Origin of the sequence: Stenotrophomonas maltophilia (assembly GCF_047497515.2) — a bacterium.
Lineage (GTDB): Bacteria > Pseudomonadota > Gammaproteobacteria > Xanthomonadales > Xanthomonadaceae > Stenotrophomonas.
The window spans coordinates 276,955-291,490 of the sequence record NZ_JAXAXL020000001.1 but is presented as its reverse complement, the minus strand read 5'-3'; the positions used below and the strand labels follow the sequence as shown (position 1 = coordinate 291,490).

The 14,536-nt window shown below is 64.7% G+C and carries 29 protein-coding genes; 23 read left to right on the top strand and 6 right to left on the bottom strand.

The window, feature by feature from the left end; translation table 11 throughout:
• Positions 1-12: 12 nt before the first annotated feature.
• The 6 genes from ACMZPQ_RS01525 to ACMZPQ_RS01500 form a co-directional block, all read right to left on the bottom strand.
• Positions 13-336: a hypothetical protein gene (locus ACMZPQ_RS01525; RefSeq protein WP_024957611.1), complete on the bottom strand. Its 324-nt coding sequence runs from the start codon at positions 334-336 to the stop codon at positions 13-15.
• Positions 333-650 carry a hypothetical protein gene (locus ACMZPQ_RS01520; RefSeq protein WP_024957610.1) on the bottom strand — a complete coding sequence of 106 codons (318 nt, stop codon included), beginning with the start codon at positions 648-650 and terminating at the stop codon, positions 333-335. The genes ACMZPQ_RS01525 and ACMZPQ_RS01520 overlap by 4 nt, the downstream gene beginning before the upstream one ends.
• On the bottom strand, positions 647-1,153 hold the full coding sequence (locus ACMZPQ_RS01515) for a lysis system i-spanin subunit Rz (RefSeq protein WP_024957609.1): 507 nt from the start codon (positions 1,151-1,153) through the stop codon (positions 647-649). The genes ACMZPQ_RS01520 and ACMZPQ_RS01515 overlap by 4 nt, the downstream gene beginning before the upstream one ends.
• A complete protein-coding gene (locus ACMZPQ_RS01510; protein ID WP_024957608.1) occupies positions 1,153-1,671 on the bottom strand; it encodes a lysozyme in 519 nt (172 codons plus the stop codon). The genes ACMZPQ_RS01515 and ACMZPQ_RS01510 overlap by 1 nt, the downstream gene beginning before the upstream one ends.
• A gap of 218 nt (positions 1,672-1,889) precedes the next feature.
• On the bottom strand, positions 1,890-2,309 hold the full coding sequence (locus ACMZPQ_RS01505) for a hypothetical protein (RefSeq protein ID WP_024957607.1): 420 nt from the start codon (positions 2,307-2,309) through the stop codon (positions 1,890-1,892).
• Positions 2,310-2,387: 78 nt separating this feature from the next.
• A complete protein-coding gene (locus tag ACMZPQ_RS01500) occupies positions 2,388-2,759 on the bottom strand; it encodes a helix-turn-helix domain-containing protein (RefSeq protein WP_024957606.1) in 372 nt (123 codons plus the stop codon).
• A 113-nt stretch (positions 2,760-2,872) separates the two neighbouring features.
• On the opposite strand from ACMZPQ_RS01500, the gene ACMZPQ_RS01495 reads away from it, so the two are divergent.
• Genes ACMZPQ_RS01495 through ACMZPQ_RS01385 form a run of 23 tightly spaced genes read left to right on the top strand, consistent with a single transcriptional unit; the run spans position 2,873 to position 14,054 of the window.
• Positions 2,873-3,082, top strand: coding sequence for a hypothetical protein (locus tag ACMZPQ_RS01495; protein ID WP_024957605.1), 210 nt, complete (start codon positions 2,873-2,875; stop codon positions 3,080-3,082).
• The gene (locus ACMZPQ_RS01490; RefSeq protein ID WP_024957604.1) at positions 3,079-3,312 is read left to right on the top strand and encodes a hypothetical protein; all 234 of its coding nucleotides are present in this window, start codon (positions 3,079-3,081) and stop codon (positions 3,310-3,312) included. The genes ACMZPQ_RS01495 and ACMZPQ_RS01490 overlap by 4 nt, the downstream gene beginning before the upstream one ends.
• Positions 3,309-3,602 carry a helix-turn-helix domain-containing protein gene (locus ACMZPQ_RS01485; RefSeq protein ID WP_008267142.1) on the top strand — a complete coding sequence of 98 codons (294 nt, stop codon included), beginning with the start codon at positions 3,309-3,311 and terminating at the stop codon, positions 3,600-3,602. The genes ACMZPQ_RS01490 and ACMZPQ_RS01485 overlap by 4 nt, the downstream gene beginning before the upstream one ends.
• 14 nt (positions 3,603-3,616) lie before the next feature.
• A complete protein-coding gene (locus ACMZPQ_RS01480) occupies positions 3,617-4,534 on the top strand; it encodes a hypothetical protein (protein WP_051924748.1) in 918 nt (305 codons plus the stop codon).
• Position 4,535: 1 nt separating this feature from the next.
• Entirely contained in the window at positions 4,536-6,338 is a 1,803-nt protein-coding gene (locus tag ACMZPQ_RS01475; protein WP_158230266.1) for a DDE-type integrase/transposase/recombinase, read from the top strand.
• Positions 6,335-7,510: an ExeA family protein gene (locus ACMZPQ_RS01470; RefSeq protein ID WP_024957601.1), complete on the top strand. Its 1,176-nt coding sequence runs from the start codon at positions 6,335-6,337 to the stop codon at positions 7,508-7,510. The genes ACMZPQ_RS01475 and ACMZPQ_RS01470 overlap by 4 nt, the downstream gene beginning before the upstream one ends.
• A 1-nt stretch (position 7,511) precedes the next feature.
• The gene (locus ACMZPQ_RS01465; protein ID WP_024957600.1) at positions 7,512-7,910 is read left to right on the top strand and encodes a hypothetical protein; all 399 of its coding nucleotides are present in this window, start codon (positions 7,512-7,514) and stop codon (positions 7,908-7,910) included.
• Position 7,911: 1 nt separating this feature from the next.
• Positions 7,912-8,148 carry a hypothetical protein gene (locus tag ACMZPQ_RS01460; protein ID WP_024957599.1) on the top strand — a complete coding sequence of 79 codons (237 nt, stop codon included), beginning with the start codon at positions 7,912-7,914 and terminating at the stop codon, positions 8,146-8,148.
• Positions 8,141-8,380 (top strand): hypothetical protein, encoded by a 240-nt coding sequence (locus tag ACMZPQ_RS01455; RefSeq protein ID WP_024957598.1) that lies wholly within the window; start codon positions 8,141-8,143, stop codon positions 8,378-8,380. The genes ACMZPQ_RS01460 and ACMZPQ_RS01455 overlap by 8 nt, the downstream gene beginning before the upstream one ends.
• The gene (locus ACMZPQ_RS01450; protein ID WP_024957597.1) at positions 8,380-8,688 is read left to right on the top strand and encodes a hypothetical protein; all 309 of its coding nucleotides are present in this window, start codon (positions 8,380-8,382) and stop codon (positions 8,686-8,688) included. The genes ACMZPQ_RS01455 and ACMZPQ_RS01450 overlap by 1 nt, the downstream gene beginning before the upstream one ends.
• 55 nt (positions 8,689-8,743) lie before the next feature.
• Entirely contained in the window at positions 8,744-9,079 is a 336-nt protein-coding gene (locus tag ACMZPQ_RS01445; protein ID WP_197622420.1) for a hypothetical protein, read from the top strand.
• Positions 9,069-9,344 carry a Kil protein family gene (locus ACMZPQ_RS01440; protein ID WP_024957595.1) on the top strand — a complete coding sequence of 92 codons (276 nt, stop codon included), beginning with the start codon at positions 9,069-9,071 and terminating at the stop codon, positions 9,342-9,344. The genes ACMZPQ_RS01445 and ACMZPQ_RS01440 overlap by 11 nt, the downstream gene beginning before the upstream one ends.
• Positions 9,337-9,564 (top strand): hypothetical protein, encoded by a 228-nt coding sequence (locus ACMZPQ_RS01435; protein WP_024957594.1) that lies wholly within the window; start codon positions 9,337-9,339, stop codon positions 9,562-9,564. The genes ACMZPQ_RS01440 and ACMZPQ_RS01435 overlap by 8 nt, the downstream gene beginning before the upstream one ends.
• A complete protein-coding gene (locus ACMZPQ_RS01430) occupies positions 9,561-10,040 on the top strand; it encodes a hypothetical protein (RefSeq protein ID WP_329752452.1) in 480 nt (159 codons plus the stop codon). The genes ACMZPQ_RS01435 and ACMZPQ_RS01430 overlap by 4 nt, the downstream gene beginning before the upstream one ends.
• Positions 10,040-10,294 carry a hypothetical protein gene (locus tag ACMZPQ_RS01425; protein ID WP_024957592.1) on the top strand — a complete coding sequence of 85 codons (255 nt, stop codon included), beginning with the start codon at positions 10,040-10,042 and terminating at the stop codon, positions 10,292-10,294. Before ACMZPQ_RS01430 ends, ACMZPQ_RS01425 begins: the two co-directional genes overlap by 1 nt.
• Complete coding sequence (locus tag ACMZPQ_RS01420) at positions 10,291-10,902, top strand: DUF3164 family protein (protein WP_024957591.1); 612 nt, start codon at positions 10,291-10,293, stop codon at positions 10,900-10,902. Before ACMZPQ_RS01425 ends, ACMZPQ_RS01420 begins: the two co-directional genes overlap by 4 nt.
• A gap of 1 nt (position 10,903) precedes the next feature.
• Positions 10,904-11,596, top strand: coding sequence for a hypothetical protein (locus tag ACMZPQ_RS01415; protein ID WP_024957590.1), 693 nt, complete (start codon positions 10,904-10,906; stop codon positions 11,594-11,596).
• Positions 11,583-12,488, top strand: a complete 906-nt coding sequence (locus tag ACMZPQ_RS01410) for a recombination-associated protein RdgC (RefSeq protein ID WP_024957589.1) — start codon at positions 11,583-11,585, stop codon at positions 12,486-12,488. Before ACMZPQ_RS01415 ends, ACMZPQ_RS01410 begins: the two co-directional genes overlap by 14 nt.
• An 8-nt stretch (positions 12,489-12,496) precedes the next feature.
• Positions 12,497-12,865, top strand: a complete 369-nt coding sequence (locus ACMZPQ_RS01405) for a DUF2528 family protein (RefSeq protein WP_024957588.1) — start codon at positions 12,497-12,499, stop codon at positions 12,863-12,865.
• A complete protein-coding gene (locus ACMZPQ_RS01400; RefSeq protein WP_099470417.1) occupies positions 12,858-13,064 on the top strand; it encodes a hypothetical protein in 207 nt (68 codons plus the stop codon). The genes ACMZPQ_RS01405 and ACMZPQ_RS01400 overlap by 8 nt, the downstream gene beginning before the upstream one ends.
• A complete protein-coding gene (locus ACMZPQ_RS01395; RefSeq protein WP_154699832.1) occupies positions 13,064-13,240 on the top strand; it encodes a hypothetical protein in 177 nt (58 codons plus the stop codon). Before ACMZPQ_RS01400 ends, ACMZPQ_RS01395 begins: the two co-directional genes overlap by 1 nt.
• The gene (locus ACMZPQ_RS01390) at positions 13,237-13,701 is read left to right on the top strand and encodes a regulatory protein GemA (RefSeq protein WP_024957586.1); all 465 of its coding nucleotides are present in this window, start codon (positions 13,237-13,239) and stop codon (positions 13,699-13,701) included. Before ACMZPQ_RS01395 ends, ACMZPQ_RS01390 begins: the two co-directional genes overlap by 4 nt.
• Positions 13,698-14,054, top strand: a complete 357-nt coding sequence (locus ACMZPQ_RS01385; protein WP_152907779.1) for a Mor transcription activator family protein — start codon at positions 13,698-13,700, stop codon at positions 14,052-14,054. Before ACMZPQ_RS01390 ends, ACMZPQ_RS01385 begins: the two co-directional genes overlap by 4 nt.
• Positions 14,055-14,536: the final 482 nt, after the last annotated feature.

Here is a 14,536-nt window from a genome sequence, read left to right as displayed (position 1 = left end):
GGAGGCATGGGATCACCAATACTTCGGTGGGCGCGCGATGCCCGGCCCGCAGTCGATGCTGTACTCGACAATATCCACACCGTGGCGCGTCAGCTCAGCCGACCACGGCCCCGAAGGGGATTTGGTGATGTCGATCAGGCGACGGGTGTCCAGGTAATCCAGCTCCCTGCGCACTTCCAAGGCGGTGGCATCCGGATACATGTCCTGGGCGGCGCCAGCCAGGACGGCTTCGCCGATCGGATAGGGGCGAGAGCGATCCAGCACCAGCAGCATCAGCCAGCGCAGCTGCTCCCGGCGCAACTTGCCCAGATCGGGCCCCTGATTTCCGTGACTCACGACTTGCTCCCCTTGTTCTGCATGTTCTTGATTTCCGACGCCACGGCATCGAGCTTGGCCTCGATGACACTCTGCCCACGGGCGTAGTCCTCGCGGCGCACGTAGTCCTTGGCCACTTCGAGCCGGAAGTTGGTGAGCTCGCCCTCAACTTCGCGCCAGCGCTTGCTGTCGTTGATCAGGATGGCCAACTGCTGATCAGTGCGTTGCTGCAGTTGGTTGACCAGCCAGCGGCCGCCGGCGATCAGGCCGCCGAGCAGCGTGATGCCGATGCCGGCGAACCACACCAGGTAGAGCGGTTGCACTTCAACGATCATGGACTGGTCTCGACGGAGAGGCGCTGTCCAGTGAGGGCGCTGATGGAGCGCTGACAGGCCCGGACGTGTTTGTCGGCGTCGCGCCCGACTCGAACAAAATCGCCCGCAACCTCTGCTCGTAGTTGGGCGCTCGCATCACGTTCGACGGCGCCAGAGACGGCTTCGGACAAGCGGGCGGTGTGGCAGGTGGCAAGGTCGTTGCGCAGCCTGAGATTGCCAGAATGCACGTCAGCCACAACAGCAGCTGGGATGGACGCGGACGCCTCCCGATCATGTTCATGTTCGTCTCCGATCTGGGCCATCACCGTGGCCTGGGTGTGCTCGGTGTCGCGAGCGCTGCGCTCGTCTTCCAGCTGCGATTGAAGGGTGGTCAGGCGCTGCTGGGACGTGGCGTCGCGAGCCTGGGCATCCAAGGCATTGCCGCGGTAGAGAAGGGCCGCGGCAATGGCCACCAGCAGGAGCACCAGCAGCAGGGCGATCGTTACGATCAGTGCGCGAATCATCAGTACCGGCCCTCGCACATCGCGCGCTCAGCCGTGCGGCGGCGTTCAAGTCCTTTGTATGGCCGGCCGCCGGCGTTGGCCCAGTTGCTCAGCTGGGCGCATGCAAGATCCCATCGGCCTTGGTTGGCGTAGACACGGATCCGCGGCTGCTGGCCGTTGCGCAGGGTGCACAGGCCGTCCTTCACCCCGGCGCCGCCAGGGCCCACGTTGAAGGCGAACGACGTCAGGGCGGCTGCCTGGTAGTCGGTCATCGGCACCTTGATGCAGCTTTGCACGGTGTTCCAGGCGACACCAAGGTCCGACTGGAGCAGGCGCTCGCACTCTGCGCGGGTGTAGGTGCGCTGTTCGACGTTTGCCGTATGGCCGTAGCAAACCGTCAGTTTGCCCACTACATCGCGGTAGGGCTGGGCCGAGTAGCCCTCGAAGGGCTGCACCAGCCCGAGCAGCAACGCCAGCATGGTCGCCAGCATTCCGCCCGCGATGGGCACTGCCTTGCTGCCGGGTTGCTCTGCTGCCATGCGCCATCTCCAGGGAAAGATGGCCGACGGGCAGACGAGGATGCCCGCCGGCCAGGTGCGCCATGCGCACACCAAACCGATGGGCAGAGTTTCAGGATTTGAAGGTGCGCCGTCTTTGAAACTGGTTTCGAGGAACCTCGCGCGCGCGCGTGAGAGTGTGGCCTTTCATTGCGATCAACATCACAACGGGTGGACCGTCAGATCTCGATCGCCCCGAGTCAGTCTGGAACAGCTCGTGAATTCACTTGGTTCTGTTGCCTGTGCGCGTGCTCGGCAGCAGGCTGACTGAAAAGCCTCTCGAGATCCTCAGGCGGGAGCTGGATGCCATCCATTTGGAAAATTCTCTGGAATGTTCCATCCGTATTGAAGACCAGGATGACCTGCTTACTGGAGCTGCGCACATTGCCAGTCCAAAGACTGACTTTCGACTGGATGTATTGCCAGGTGTAGCCAGTAGCGCCGCTTGCCCCAACCGATGATCGCAGTGGCGGCGCTTCCAAGAGGGCGGCCGCCTCGCTCAGCGTTGTTTTTCCGATGACTAGATGCTTGAGATTCTGGTCTTTGAAGTCCTGGCCAATTACCGCCTTTGCACCGAGCAAGACCAACAGAACCGCGAGCGAAAAAACCAGCTTCTTCATGACGCCTCCTTGTCCGATTTGAATTCTGCGCATTGAAAAATGCGACCTTTAAAGCTCAACAGCAGGTCATCTACGGACTCAGGTCTTTGGCTTACGCAGTCCCCGAGAAGACCCTTCTTGGGTTTCCTTTGCCAGCAGTGCAGTCAGCATGTTCAAGGCCATTACGCGACCGGGATCGGACAGCGCCCAGAACGTATCCACCACGTCATTGAACTGCTCTATCTCAGTGTCCGTCATGCCAGGGCGCGCGATGCTGCGTTGCCCCGTCAGCACGTAAAGCGGATCCACTCCCGCATCAGCAAGCGCAGCCAGCTTGGCGGCAGGAGGGCTGGATGCATCTCTTTGCCAATCAATCACGGTGTTCTTCTTCGCGCCAGCGAGTTCTGCGAACTCAGGCAGCGTGAGGCCCAAGCGTTCCCGCTCGCTCTTCAGACGGGTTCCGATCGTCATACGAAATTCCATGCCATATGTGTTGACAGGCACGGAAATCCGTACCATGATTACTTCCACTGGCAGCGCCCAAAGCAGCCAACCAATGGAACAAGGATCAAAGGATACACGCGATGAGCGAACCCGCCCCCAGCCTGGATCTTCACCTCAAGGTCCGCACCGCCTTCGTTGGCAAGGGCACCAGTCTCCGCGGCTGGTGCATGGAGAACGGCGTCCCGCCGCAGAACGCCCGAGACGTCCTCATCGGACGCTGGAATGGCCCGAAGGGTCAGGCCCTGCGGCGCCGGCTGCTGAAGGCCGCAGGCCTGAGCGCCTCAGCATGAGCACCGCCGGCCGCCCCCTGGACGAAGTCCCGACCCGCGAACTGGAGCTGCTGCTTGCCTCGGCCCGTGACCAGTACGCCACCGCTGTGAACAACTGGCAGTGCGCCGTCGAATCGGACGAGCCGCTGGCCCACACCCTGCCGCTGGCTGGTGCCGTGGACGCGGCCGATCGCCGCGCCGTTCGCATCCTGAAGGAGCTGGCCCGCCGCCAGCAGGGAGCTGCGGCATGAGTGAGCAAAGCATCTTCGCCCGCCTGCTGTTCGCCTTGGCCGGTCACAGCCGCACCGGCCTCCGCCTGAAGCCCATTGCCGACGGCATCGGCGAATCCCCCAGCACAACGCTGCGCAACCTGCAGCGATTGGCCGAGGACGGCCTGGTCGAGCGCTCCCCCTTCGACCAGGACAACTGGCGCCTGTCCCCCCGAATTGTCCAGATCGCCCTGGCCCATCAGGCCGAGGTGGCCCGCGAAGAACGGCAGCTGGACGACTTCAAGAACCGCTACAGCCGTAGCCCCAACTGATGACGAGGATCGAAATGGCAGAGAAGCAATCCACCAAGCGCGGCGCCAAGCCGCTCGCCCAGGCCGAGCCGGTAGGCACGGAACTGGACACGGGCAAGCTGGTCGAGCGCAGCCAGGAACTGCAGGTGATGGCGCAGGCCGAGGCGCAGGTGAAGAGCCTGGCCACCACACTGGGCTACGCAGGTGCCTTGGACACCGAATCGCTCTGGAGCATGGTCGAGTACCGCCAACGCCGCTCCGTCGAGGACATCCTCGAAATGGGCCGGGGCCTGCTGCTCATCAAAGAGCAGACCGCGCATGGTGAGTTCCAAGAACAGATTGCGACGCGAGGGTTCAACTACCGGACGGCGGCACGCCTGATGACCGTCGCCCTGAAGTTCTCCAAAAGTGACACGGTGTCACTTTTGAAGGCCGCCGGCACCCAGGCCAAGGTCCTGGAACTGGCGGTTCTGGACGATGAAGACCTGCAGGCGCTGGAGTCCGGCGACTCGGTTGCAGGCATCACCGTGGACGATGTGGAGCGCATGAGCGCCAGCCAGTTGCGCGCCGCCTTGCGCGAAGCCAGGGCAGATGCCGACGCAAAAGATCAGCGCATCAACAAGTTGAGCGAGGATCTGAACAAGGAGTCTGAGAAGACCCTCAAGGCACAACGTCGCTGGAAGTCCGCCACTCCTGACGAGCAGCTGGTCACCCTCAAACAGTCGGTCACCGAGGCAGAGCAGAACGTGTTGGCCGCCATCGGCAGCCCGAACAGCGGCCTGCGTGCCTCGTTCCAAGCACTGGCCGACTTTGCCCGCGACAATCACCTCGAGGAAGATGCAGCGCTGTTCCTGAGCGACGTGATCGGCCGCGTCCTCACTTCGGTGCGCATCGCCCGCGACGATGAGGAACTGGCCATCGCGATCCCTGTCACCAACGACGCGGGGATCTGACGTGTCCGAGGTCCTCATCCAGGCTGCGGCCAGCCAGTTGCTGGCGGCGCCGCACGGCAGCAAGGGGCGCATCGCCTCCGCGCTGGCCGAGCAGCTGGGATGCTCGGTCCAGACGGCCTACCGTCACCTGTCGAAGGTGACGGCAGCCCTCAAACCCCGCAAACGCAGGTCCGATGCGGGCGAACTGTCACTTACCCGTGACGAAGCGGCCTCGATCGCGGCCATCGTGGAGGAAACCCGTCGCCTCACCGGTACCGGCGCGCTGCCGGTCGAGGAGGCCGTGGATGCCTTGCGTGCCAACGGCAGGATCGAGGCAATGCGCGTGGACAAGGCGACGGGCGAGATTGTCCCGCTGAGCACCTCGGCGATCTGTCGCGCCATCCGCCATTACGGCTTCCACCGTGACCAGCTGGCAGCGGCCACACCGGCTGCACGGCTGTCCTCCCCGCATCCCAACCACCTGTGGCAGATCGACGCCTCGGTCAGCCGCCAGTTCTACCTGGCTGATGACGGCACGCGGGTGATGGACAAGCGCGAGTTCTATCGCGGCAAGCCCGGCAACTTCACCAAGATCGCAGAACGCCGCCTGTGGCGCTATGCCATCACCGACCACGCCAGCGGTGCGATCGAGCTGTTCTACGTGCTGGGTGCCGAGAGCAGCGCCAACCTGCTGTCGGCCCTGATCCACGCAATGACACGGCGCGAAATCGGCACGATGCATGGCGTTCCCAAGCTGCTGATGATGGATCCCGGCAGTGCCATGACGGCCACCAGCACCAGCAGCTTCCTGGCGGCCTGCGGTATCGAAACGATCATCAACGAAGTCGGCAATGCACGCGCCAAGGGGCAGGTCGAGAACGCGAATTACCTGATCGAAACCCACTTCGAGGCCCTGCTCAAGCTACGTTCACCGGTCACCAGTCTGGAGGAAATCAATACCCTGGCCCAGCAGTGGGCACAGGCCTACAACGCCACCCGCATCCACAGCCGCACCGGTTACACGCGCCGTGATGGGTGGCTGCGCATCACCCAGGACCAGCTGCGCCTGGCACCGGCCGTGGAGGTGCTGCGACAGCTGGCCACCAGCGCGCCCAAGGCCTGCACCGTACGCGATTGCATGATCCGCTTCCGGGCACAGCAGTACGACGTGCGCGGTGTGCCCGGCCTTATCAACGGGCAGCGCGTGGACGTGGTGGTCAATGCTCTGGATCCGGAGGGCAGCGTACGCGTGCTGATGCCAGGCACGGAGGACTGCGCGCCTGTGCACTACATCGCACCGCGCATCGGACGCGACGACTGGGGCTTCCTGGACAGCGCTGCCCAGGTTGGCACGGAGTACCGGACGGCTCCGGAGACGCCGGCCGACGCAGCTCGCAAGGAACTGGATCGGCTGGCCATGCAGGTTCACACCGATGCTGAGGCCGCTGTGGCACGCAAGGCCAAGCGCGTGGCCTTCGGGGGCCAGGTGGATCCGATGAAGCACCTGCGCGAAGCCAATGTGACGCCGAGCCTGCCGCGCTCGGGCCGCATCGCCCAGGTCGATGCACCGCAGGTGCTGGCGGCCCAGCGTATCGAGCCTGCGCCGATCCGCGCCGAGCTGCCGCCACTGAACCATGTGGAAGCGGCCATGCGCCTGAAACCGCTGGTGGAGGCCGCCGGTTCGGCCTGGTCGCCTGAGCACTACGCCCGTACCGCCCAGCGCTGGCCTGAAGGCCTGCCGGTCGATCAGGTCGAATCCTGGGCACACACCCTGGCAGCACCGGATCGCGGTGGCCTGCGCCTGGTTGAAGGGGGTGTGGCATGACGCTGCGCCTGAAGCGCCTGCTCACCGACGCAGGCATCAAGCAGGGCGTGCTGGCCACAGCTGCCGGCCTGAGCCGACCGGCCCTCAATGCCCTGATCAATCACGGCCAGCTGCCCACCAGCTGCGATCCGGCAGTGGTGCGCGCTGCCATCAGTTCCTGCCTGACCCAGCACGGCGTGACCGACTCCCACTGGCATGAAAAGGAGGGGCCGACGTGCTCCAACACGCCGGCCCCAGTTTCCCCACCGCAAGACACCGATAACGACAACGACATTCACGACGAGGAAGATCCCATGCTACTGCGTTTTCAGGCATTGACCCCACAGGCCAAGCGCCACTTCGGCCTGACCACCAATCCCTTCGCCGATCCGGCCAGCGCCGACGAGGTGTTCCTCTCCCCGGATATCCGCTATGTCCGCGAGAGCATGTACCAGGTGGCCCGTCACGGCGGCTTCGCCGCGGTGATCGGCGAGAGCGGTGCCGGCAAGAGCACGCTGCGCGAAGACCTGGTCGATCGCATCCAGCGCGAGGAGCAGGCCGTCATCGTGATCCAGCCCTACGTGCTGGCCAGCGAAGGCAGCGATGCGGTGGGCAAGACCCTGCGCAGCCACCACATCGCCGAGGCGATCATGGCCGCCGTCGCACCGCTGGCCAAGCCGAAGAGCAGCCCCGAAGCCCGCTTCCGCCAGCTGCACGAGTCGTTGCGTGACAGCGCCCGCGCCGGTCACAGCCACGTGCTGGTGATCGAAGAGGCCCACAGCCTGCCGCTGCCGACCCTGAAGCACCTCAAGCGCTTCCGCGAGCTGAAGGACGGGCTTCGCCCGCTGCTGTCGGTGATCCTGATCGGTCAGCCCGAGCTGGGCGTGAAGCTCTCCGAGCACAACCCGGAGGTACGCGAAGTCGTACAGCGCATTGAGATCATCACGCTGCCGCCGCTGGACAACGAGCTGGGTGCCTATCTGGCGCACCGCTTCAAGCGCGCCCAGGTGCCGCTGGACAAGGTGGTGGAACAGAGTGCCATCGACGCGCTGCGGGCCAAGCTGGTTCCTTCGCGTGGCGCAGGCTCGCTGCTTTATCCGCTGGCTGTCCAGAACGCGCTCACCGCCGCGATGAACCGCGCCGCTGACCTGGGCGTGCCGACCGTCACCGCTGACGTCGTGCGGGGGGTGTGAGATGCGCTCGGATCTGACCATTTCGCTCAAAACCGCCCTTGACCTTGTCGCTGATGAACGTCACCGGCAGGTCAATGAGAAGGGCTATTCCGCCGAGCACGACGACGAGCACGCGCAGGAGGAACTTGCAGCAGCTGCGGCCTTCTATCTGCTCCCGTCGTGGATGAACCAGGACGTTGTCAGTGTCGATGCGAACGGTGCGATGGAAATCGCCCCACTTCAGCAGTTGGTTGCCGGCAGCGCATTCAACCCCAGCGCCTGGGAGGGCCTCAGTCGACTGGAGGACGATCCAGAAGGCGACGTTGATATCCGTATCCAGAACGTCGTTCGTGGCTTGGCCCTTGGCACGGCTGAGCTGGAGCGACTGCTGCGCCTTCGCGACGAACAGGAGGGCTGCTGATATGGCGATCCGAACTGAAGGCTGGCCGGCCGCAGAGGGCATGGTGAGGGTACCGGAGAGCGAAGCGTGGGCGTTCGCAAATCAGGTCATCCTGATTCCCTTCGAAATTCAGGATAAGCCCGAGCCGATCAACGTGGACATCCTGCAGGTAGTGATCGTGCCGCGCGCCAACTGGGAGCGCATCACTGCCCATGTTCCGGCCGATGTGCTGCGGCGTGAAGGGGTGGCTCATGGCTGATTTCAACACTTCTGGGTCGCAGTACCTGCGCAGCTTCGCTTTCTACTTGATGCGCGATGCCGAGCTGCCCGACCGGCAGGTAACGGTGATGCACCGCGATCTGTTCCGCCGTGCCGGCATCGAGTGGCGCGACGGCCAGAGCATGGCCTCGCTGCTGGACAACCTCAACCTGCAGCAGCTGCGAGCGCTGGTCGACCAGCTGCGCGACGGCGATGACGACGAGGAGGAGTGATGGCCGTTCCGACCCTCCAGCGTTGCCTTGGCCAGGTGCGCAACCGCAACGGACACAGCGCCCAGCACCCACAGCGGAAGAAGTCCATCGGGGTGCTGGTGCAGGACTGCCACATGTTCCCCACAGCGTCGCGAGTGGGGGCTATCCAGGTACAGGACCCTGACTCCAGGCGTGAGTACCTGGTCGAGGTATGGATCCACAGCGGCGTGCTGGTGATCTCGCAGAGCACCGACAAGCGCTGGCTACTGGAACTGGACGAGATTCTGGACCTGGCGATTGCCGCCGGCATTGATCGGGGGGCCATCTGACATGCAGCTAGCCCTGCTACCGCAAGAGCTGTCCCCACAGACGGTGCTTTTGCAGTTGCAGGGCCGTCGCGGCGCCGTCAACGGCATCACCGCCCGCGACCTGGTGCAGCAGATCACCTCACGTACCAGCACCGCCGACGAGCGCCGCCTGCGCCAGATCATCGAGCAGCTGCGGCGCGAGGGGCACCCGATCTGCGCCCACCCGGCTCACGGCTACCACCTTGCCGCCAGTGCGGCCGAACTGGACCGCGCCTGCACCTTCCTGGTCGGGCGCGCCATGACCTCCCTGGAGCAGGTCAGCGCGATGAAGCGCGTTGCGCTCCCGGATCTGTACGGACAACTCGGGCTGGACAAGCCCGCTACCGACGAGGAATCCAACCATGAACCATGAACGTAACTCCGATGTGCTGTATGCCGCCGCGAACACTGCCCGCGAGCTGGAGAACAGCGGCATCGAGATCTTGGGCCTGCACAGCAATGGCCGTCGCGCGGTGCTGATTCTGGACCGCCCTCCCACGATGGTGGGTGGCCACCTCAAGCGCCGCCAGCCCAACGGCAGCGGCGGCCAGGACCGCGTGATGGCCGCCGAGTACCAGGGCGTGCAGCTGGAGTGGACCCAGCGTCCTCCGGTGCTGCGGGAGGTGGCTCATGGCTGAGCGCGGCCAGTTCCTGGTGGTCCCTGCTGAGTGGGTGGGTGGCGACACCTTCACCGACTCGGACAGGGCGATCGAAGACGCCCAGGCCCGCAGCAAGGTCGACGGCAAGCATCGCGCGGTGGTTTGCGTGGTCGCTCGCACCACGCCCAGCCCTGCACCGGTCATCGTGCTGACGCGTACGGAAGCCGGCATCACTCAACCGCAGGTCGTTCAGCCATGAGCGCCATCCCCAGCGTCGCAATGCAGCACGCCATCGCCCTGTCACTGGGCACCAGCGTGGTCCGTTCTGCGGATCTGATCGACCGGGTGATGGAGCACGGCTTCCGATCCCGCTGGCATGTGTCCAACGCAGTCTCCGCGGCCTTGGGATGCGGGATGATCCTGCGCGTTGGCGAGGGGCTGACCCGCGACTATCGCCTCAACCCCGACTGGAAGATCGACCAGGCGGCGTTGGCGGCCGCGCAGGCACAGCGTGTGCGCGGTACCCGGCCGGGTATGACAGGGGCGCAGAAGGCCCGATCTGCTGCTGGCGGTTACGAAGGTCCCGCCTTCGACAACGGCCCGCTGACGCCCTCCATCGGCACCGTGTGTCAGTCCCAGGAGGATCTGGAAGGCGAGCTGCCGCCTTACCTCGGTGGTCGCCTGGTCGATTCGCTGCATAACCACTTCGATCGCATCTTCGGTGGGGTGGAGTGATGGCACGCACCGGCCGCCAGCGCTACGACCACCTGCGCGCGATGCGCTTTGCGCTGTGGGCCCGTACGCAGAATCCGCGCCACCTCACTCCGCAGCGCATTTCCGGCCTGCTGGGCATCTCGCTGGATGCGGCCCGCCGCTGGCGCGCCGACTGGTTCACCGCCACCAGCCCTATCCATGTCGAAGGCGTCCCCGATGTCCTTCGGCCCACTCAACCGTTTGTCACCCCCGCCGCCCAAGGAGGCGCCCAATGACCCCATCCATTCCCGAAGGCTACCGCGAGGACCGTAACGGTCGGCTGGTGCCCGAGGCACAGATCAAGCCGATCGATCTGGCGCGTGACCAACTGGTGCAGGAGAAGATCCAGCGCGCCCTGGAACTGCGCGAAGCACTGCGCACCTTCAAGGCGGACACGTTCGCCGATATCGGCGCGTTCGTGCAGCTCAGCGGCGAGCAGTACGGCGCCAAGATCGGCGGCGACAAGGGCAACGTCAGCCTGTATTCCTACGATGGCCGCTTCAAGATCCTGCGCGCCTGCCAGGACACCATCCAGTTCGATGAGCGCCTGCAGGCCGCCAAGGCACTGATCGATGAGTGCCTCAACGACTGGACCGAAGGCTCGCGCGCCGAGCTGCGCACCCTGGTCAACAGCGCCTTCAAGGTGGGCCAGGACGGCAGCATCAAGACTGCAGAGGTGCTGTCACTTCGCCGGCTGCAGTTCGATGACCCCCGCTGGCAGCGGGCAATGACCGCGATCAGTGATGCGGTGACGGTGGTGGGCAGCAAGACCTACGTGCGGTTCTACGAGCGCGACGCACGTGGCCAGTACCAGCCGATTTCCCTCGACGTGGCCGGAGTCTGACATGCCGAAGATCCGAGACACCTGCACCTTCCGCTTCGACGGCGTTCGCGGTGCACTGAATGCCAGCACCCTGGCCCTGGCCGTGGAGATCGCCGACCGGGCAGCACGGGCCGACGTGGAGATCCACGCGCCCGCCGTGAAGCTGGACGGGCTGCGCTTCTTCGATGTCACCTGCGGCAACATCCAGGGCGAAGACGCGACCGCCGCCCGCTATGCCATCCGTCAGGCAGTGCGGTACATCGAGGCGCGCGGAGACGCACTGCCCTGGCGCCTGAAGCGCCACATCTCCCAGCCGGCGCTGCTGCACTTCGAAGAACGCACCGACCCCGAGGTGGCCACCACCGGGCCGCGTCATGCCTGCGTCAACTGCGACATGCCCACCGGTGCGCCCGAGTCGCCCATGTGTGGTCCCTGCGCTCAGCAGGCGATGGGCGCGATGGCTGCGACCACGGCCGAGGCGATCCGGCGAATGGACGGACTCGACTTCATCTGTGGCCTGCGCGACCCGCAGACAAAGCAGAACGTAGCCGCGGCCATCGCTCGCCAGGTGGGGCATGGCATGGCCGAGAAGTGTGAAGCACAGGCGGAAGCGGCCCTCGACGTCATTCTCAAGCTATTGCTCCATCCGCCGGTGGTGGTGTGGCAGGGCCGTTACTCCATCAATCCCTCGGAGAATGACCATGTTCGTACGTAACCTGGTGCTGTTCCGCTTTCCGACCAGCACCGACTTCTCCGAGGTCGAATCCTTGCTGCCGTACGGCGTTCTGAAGCCGGTTGGACCGCTCGAAATGAACTCGCGCGGCTTCATTTCCCCCTTCGGCCGCGAGGAGCAGGAGCGCCTGTCGTGCCGACAGGGCGACTTCCTCTGGCTGACGGTGGGTGGCGAGGACAAGATTCTGCCCAGCGCGGTGGTCAACCGTGCGCTGGAGAGTCGTCTTCAGGTCATGGAACAGGAACAGGGGCGTCGACCGGGTGGCCGTGAGCGCAAACGCATGAAGGACGACATCTTGCACGAGCTGCTGCCCAAGGCCTTCGTCAAGAACACTCGCCACGACGCGATCCTGGACCTGACCCACGGCTATGTGGCCGTGGATACCTCCAGCCGCAAGGTGGGCGAGGCCTTCGTGTCCGATATCCGTGGCCTGCTGGGCAGCTTCCCGGCAATACCGCTGAATGCTCAGGTGGCACCGCGCTCGATCCTGACCGGCTGGATCGCAGGCGAGCCGCTGCCGGATGGCCTGTCCCTCGGTGAATCGGCGGAACTCCGCGATCCGGTCGAGGGTGGCGCCAAGGTGCGCTGCAGCGACCAGGAACTGCGCAGCGACGAAATCGACAAGCACCTGGATGCCGGCAAGCAGGTCACCAAGCTGGCCCTGGTGCTGGAGGACGCGCTGTCCTTCGAGCTGGGCGATGACCTGGTGGTGCGCAAGCTGAAGTTCCTGGACGGCGCGCTCTCCCAGCTCGAGCAGGCCGACGCCGATAGCCATCGCGCCGAGTTCGACGCCCGCTTTGCCCTGCAGAGCGGCGAGATTCGCCGCCTATTCCTGGTGCTGGAACAAGCCTTCCACCTTTCAACGAACCCGTGAGGCCCGGCATGACCATCAAGCGCTACAAGATTGAACGTGACTGGGGCGAAGGCCAGGTACAGCTTGAGATCGACCACAACATCTTGACGCCGAAGCTGGCGACGGAAATCAACAAGTTCTGGACCGGTGCCGATGAGCGCCTTGGAGAAGCCGACGGCGACGCGGTACTGGCCGTCATCAAGATGGCGGGTGCCGAGTTCATGGGGTGGGTGCTGGACGTGAACTCCAGCTACTCGACCGAGGGTATGCAGCGTGAGTTCGATCAGCTGGAGGGCTGGCCGTCGCCCCACGGCATCCGCTTGGTCGATTGGGACGACCGGCCCGATCTCGATTCCTGCCTCATGCAGGTCGAGGAAGTGGAGGTGTCTCATGGATGAGACCGTGTACGACGACGCAGGGCGTGCCTATAAGCAACTGCATCTCGGCGGCGTCGATGACGACGACCAGCGCTGCCTGCGTTGCGGATCGCCCGGCCTGGACACGGGCTGGGAGTGCAACGACTGCGGCTACGACAACATGCCGCACTACGTTGAGCCAAAGAAGGACCTGAACGACAGCCAAGAAAGGGGCCGCTGATGCGCCGTGATCCGCTGACGAAGAAGTCCCAGGTAGCCGCCGTCCTGAAGGACGGTGGCCGTATCGTGCCTGGCGTGCGCGAAGGGCTGCTGCGGTTGCTGGACCATGCGGGTCAGGAAGTGCCGGCATGGCAGACCGCCCTCCGGGCCGGTCAGGGCGCAAGGAGCAAGGCATGACGCGCGCTCGCAAGGCCGGCGACGGCCGTAACCGGGTGCTGGCCGCGATCCACGCCGGCGCCAAGAAACTCGGCCTCTCCGAGGACGTCTACCGTGACCTGGTTGAGCGCGTCTCCAAGGAGCACGGACCCGCCCAGCGAAGCGCCGGCAAGTGCGATCGCCGGCAGCTCGATGCGATCGCCAACGAACTGCGCCGCCTGGGTGGCATCCCCGCCAAGGCAGCGTATGCGGCCAAGCGCTGGGCCGGCCGGCCCAAGGGCGACCTGTCCCCGCAGCTGTCCAAGATCGAAGCCCTGCTGGCTGATTCTGGGCGTGAGTGGGAATATGCCCATTCGGTGGCCCGCCACATGTTCAAGGTAGGACGCCTGGAATGGTGCAACCCGGATCAGTTGTCCAAAGTGATTGCCGCTCTTCAGATCGATGCCAATCGCCGCGCCCGGCGGGAGGCCCCTTCGGCATGAAGTCGATGGAGGCCCGCCGCAACGAGCTCTTGGCCAATGCCGCTTCGGCGGCGGCTACGGCTGCGCGTGCGCTCGGCCTCGGCGACGACTTCGCAGAGCAGATCGGCGCGGCGGTGGCGGACACCTTGGCCGAAGACTGGGGCGGCCAGACCATCTACTTTCCCCAGGACGCCTCATTCAAGCTCAGCCCACGCGAGCGTGAGATACTGGACGCCCACCGCAATGGGGCTACAGTTCCGGGCTTGGCGAAGCGATACAGAATGTCTGAGCAAGGGATCCGCAAGCTGCTCGCCAGGGCGAACTTCCGGGATCGTAACCTCAATCAGATGAGTCTGTTCCGCACAGCGCCCTGATTGCACCAGGCGCAATGGCTTTCCATCTCGATCCGCCATTGCCAGCTTTCTTCCGGGGTCTTCCGGCTAGATATCTCGCAGCCCCCCCTGATATATCTCACCCCTGAACACGCGGACACCCCCGCGAACCCAACCCGCCCCACCTCTGACAAATTCCCGGTGACGGATCGAAGAGCGTTGGGGTGTCGGGACGGAATTTGAAAGAGGGACGCGGCTTCGCCGCGTCCCTCTTTTGTTTGAGGGGCGTGCAAATTCCCGGTCACGGATGCTCATGTAGATCCACGCCATGCGTGGATGAGCTTGCTCGGAAAGCTCATCCACGCATGGCGTGGATCTACGGGCTTTTGATTTTCTTCTTCCATTCCGTGGCTGGCCGCGCAGGAAACCGTCAGGGGCCGGGCCGGGTGGGTTCGCGGGACCGTTGGCGCCATGGATGGCGCCATCGAGCCCCCATGGATGGGTTTACGGCGTGTCCCGCGAAC

Coding starts and splice junctions, on each gene's coding strand:
- ACMZPQ_RS01455 (WP_024957598.1), top strand. CDS start 8,141: ATGGCTGATTTCAACACTTCTGGGTCGCAGTACCTGCGCAGCTTCGCT.
- ACMZPQ_RS01430 (WP_329752452.1), top strand. CDS start 9,561: ATGAGCGCCATCCCCAGCGTCGCAATGCAGCACGCCATCGCCCTGTCA.
- ACMZPQ_RS01415 (WP_024957590.1), top strand. CDS start 10,904: ATGCCGAAGATCCGAGACACCTGCACCTTCCGCTTCGACGGCGTTCGC.
- ACMZPQ_RS01435 (WP_024957594.1), top strand. CDS start 9,337: ATGGCTGAGCGCGGCCAGTTCCTGGTGGTCCCTGCTGAGTGGGTGGGT.
- ACMZPQ_RS01495 (WP_024957605.1), top strand. CDS start 2,873: ATGAGCGAACCCGCCCCCAGCCTGGATCTTCACCTCAAGGTCCGCACC.
- ACMZPQ_RS01465 (WP_024957600.1), top strand. CDS start 7,512: ATGCGCTCGGATCTGACCATTTCGCTCAAAACCGCCCTTGACCTTGTC.
- ACMZPQ_RS01460 (WP_024957599.1), top strand. CDS start 7,912: ATGGCGATCCGAACTGAAGGCTGGCCGGCCGCAGAGGGCATGGTGAGG.
- ACMZPQ_RS01410 (WP_024957589.1), top strand. CDS start 11,583: ATGTTCGTACGTAACCTGGTGCTGTTCCGCTTTCCGACCAGCACCGAC.
- ACMZPQ_RS01405 (WP_024957588.1), top strand. CDS start 12,497: ATGACCATCAAGCGCTACAAGATTGAACGTGACTGGGGCGAAGGCCAG.
- ACMZPQ_RS01400 (WP_099470417.1), top strand. CDS start 12,858: ATGGATGAGACCGTGTACGACGACGCAGGGCGTGCCTATAAGCAACTG.
- ACMZPQ_RS01510 (WP_024957608.1), bottom strand. CDS start 1,671: ATGGCAGCAGAGCAACCCGGCAGCAAGGCAGTGCCCATCGCGGGCGGA.
- ACMZPQ_RS01470 (WP_024957601.1), top strand. CDS start 6,335: ATGACGCTGCGCCTGAAGCGCCTGCTCACCGACGCAGGCATCAAGCAG.
- ACMZPQ_RS01420 (WP_024957591.1), top strand. CDS start 10,291: ATGACCCCATCCATTCCCGAAGGCTACCGCGAGGACCGTAACGGTCGG.
- ACMZPQ_RS01440 (WP_024957595.1), top strand. CDS start 9,069: ATGAACCATGAACGTAACTCCGATGTGCTGTATGCCGCCGCGAACACT.
- ACMZPQ_RS01390 (WP_024957586.1), top strand. CDS start 13,237: ATGACGCGCGCTCGCAAGGCCGGCGACGGCCGTAACCGGGTGCTGGCC.
- ACMZPQ_RS01385 (WP_152907779.1), top strand. CDS start 13,698: ATGAAGTCGATGGAGGCCCGCCGCAACGAGCTCTTGGCCAATGCCGCT.
- ACMZPQ_RS01485 (WP_008267142.1), top strand. CDS start 3,309: ATGAGTGAGCAAAGCATCTTCGCCCGCCTGCTGTTCGCCTTGGCCGGT.
- ACMZPQ_RS01450 (WP_024957597.1), top strand. CDS start 8,380: ATGGCCGTTCCGACCCTCCAGCGTTGCCTTGGCCAGGTGCGCAACCGC.
- ACMZPQ_RS01490 (WP_024957604.1), top strand. CDS start 3,079: ATGAGCACCGCCGGCCGCCCCCTGGACGAAGTCCCGACCCGCGAACTG.
- ACMZPQ_RS01500 (WP_024957606.1), bottom strand. CDS start 2,759: ATGACGATCGGAACCCGTCTGAAGAGCGAGCGGGAACGCTTGGGCCTC.
- ACMZPQ_RS01520 (WP_024957610.1), bottom strand. CDS start 650: ATGATCGTTGAAGTGCAACCGCTCTACCTGGTGTGGTTCGCCGGCATC.
- ACMZPQ_RS01505 (WP_024957607.1), bottom strand. CDS start 2,309: ATGAAGAAGCTGGTTTTTTCGCTCGCGGTTCTGTTGGTCTTGCTCGGT.
- ACMZPQ_RS01425 (WP_024957592.1), top strand. CDS start 10,040: ATGGCACGCACCGGCCGCCAGCGCTACGACCACCTGCGCGCGATGCGC.
- ACMZPQ_RS01515 (WP_024957609.1), bottom strand. CDS start 1,153: ATGATTCGCGCACTGATCGTAACGATCGCCCTGCTGCTGGTGCTCCTG.
- ACMZPQ_RS01395 (WP_154699832.1), top strand. CDS start 13,064: ATGCGCCGTGATCCGCTGACGAAGAAGTCCCAGGTAGCCGCCGTCCTG.
- ACMZPQ_RS01480 (WP_051924748.1), top strand. CDS start 3,617: ATGGCAGAGAAGCAATCCACCAAGCGCGGCGCCAAGCCGCTCGCCCAG.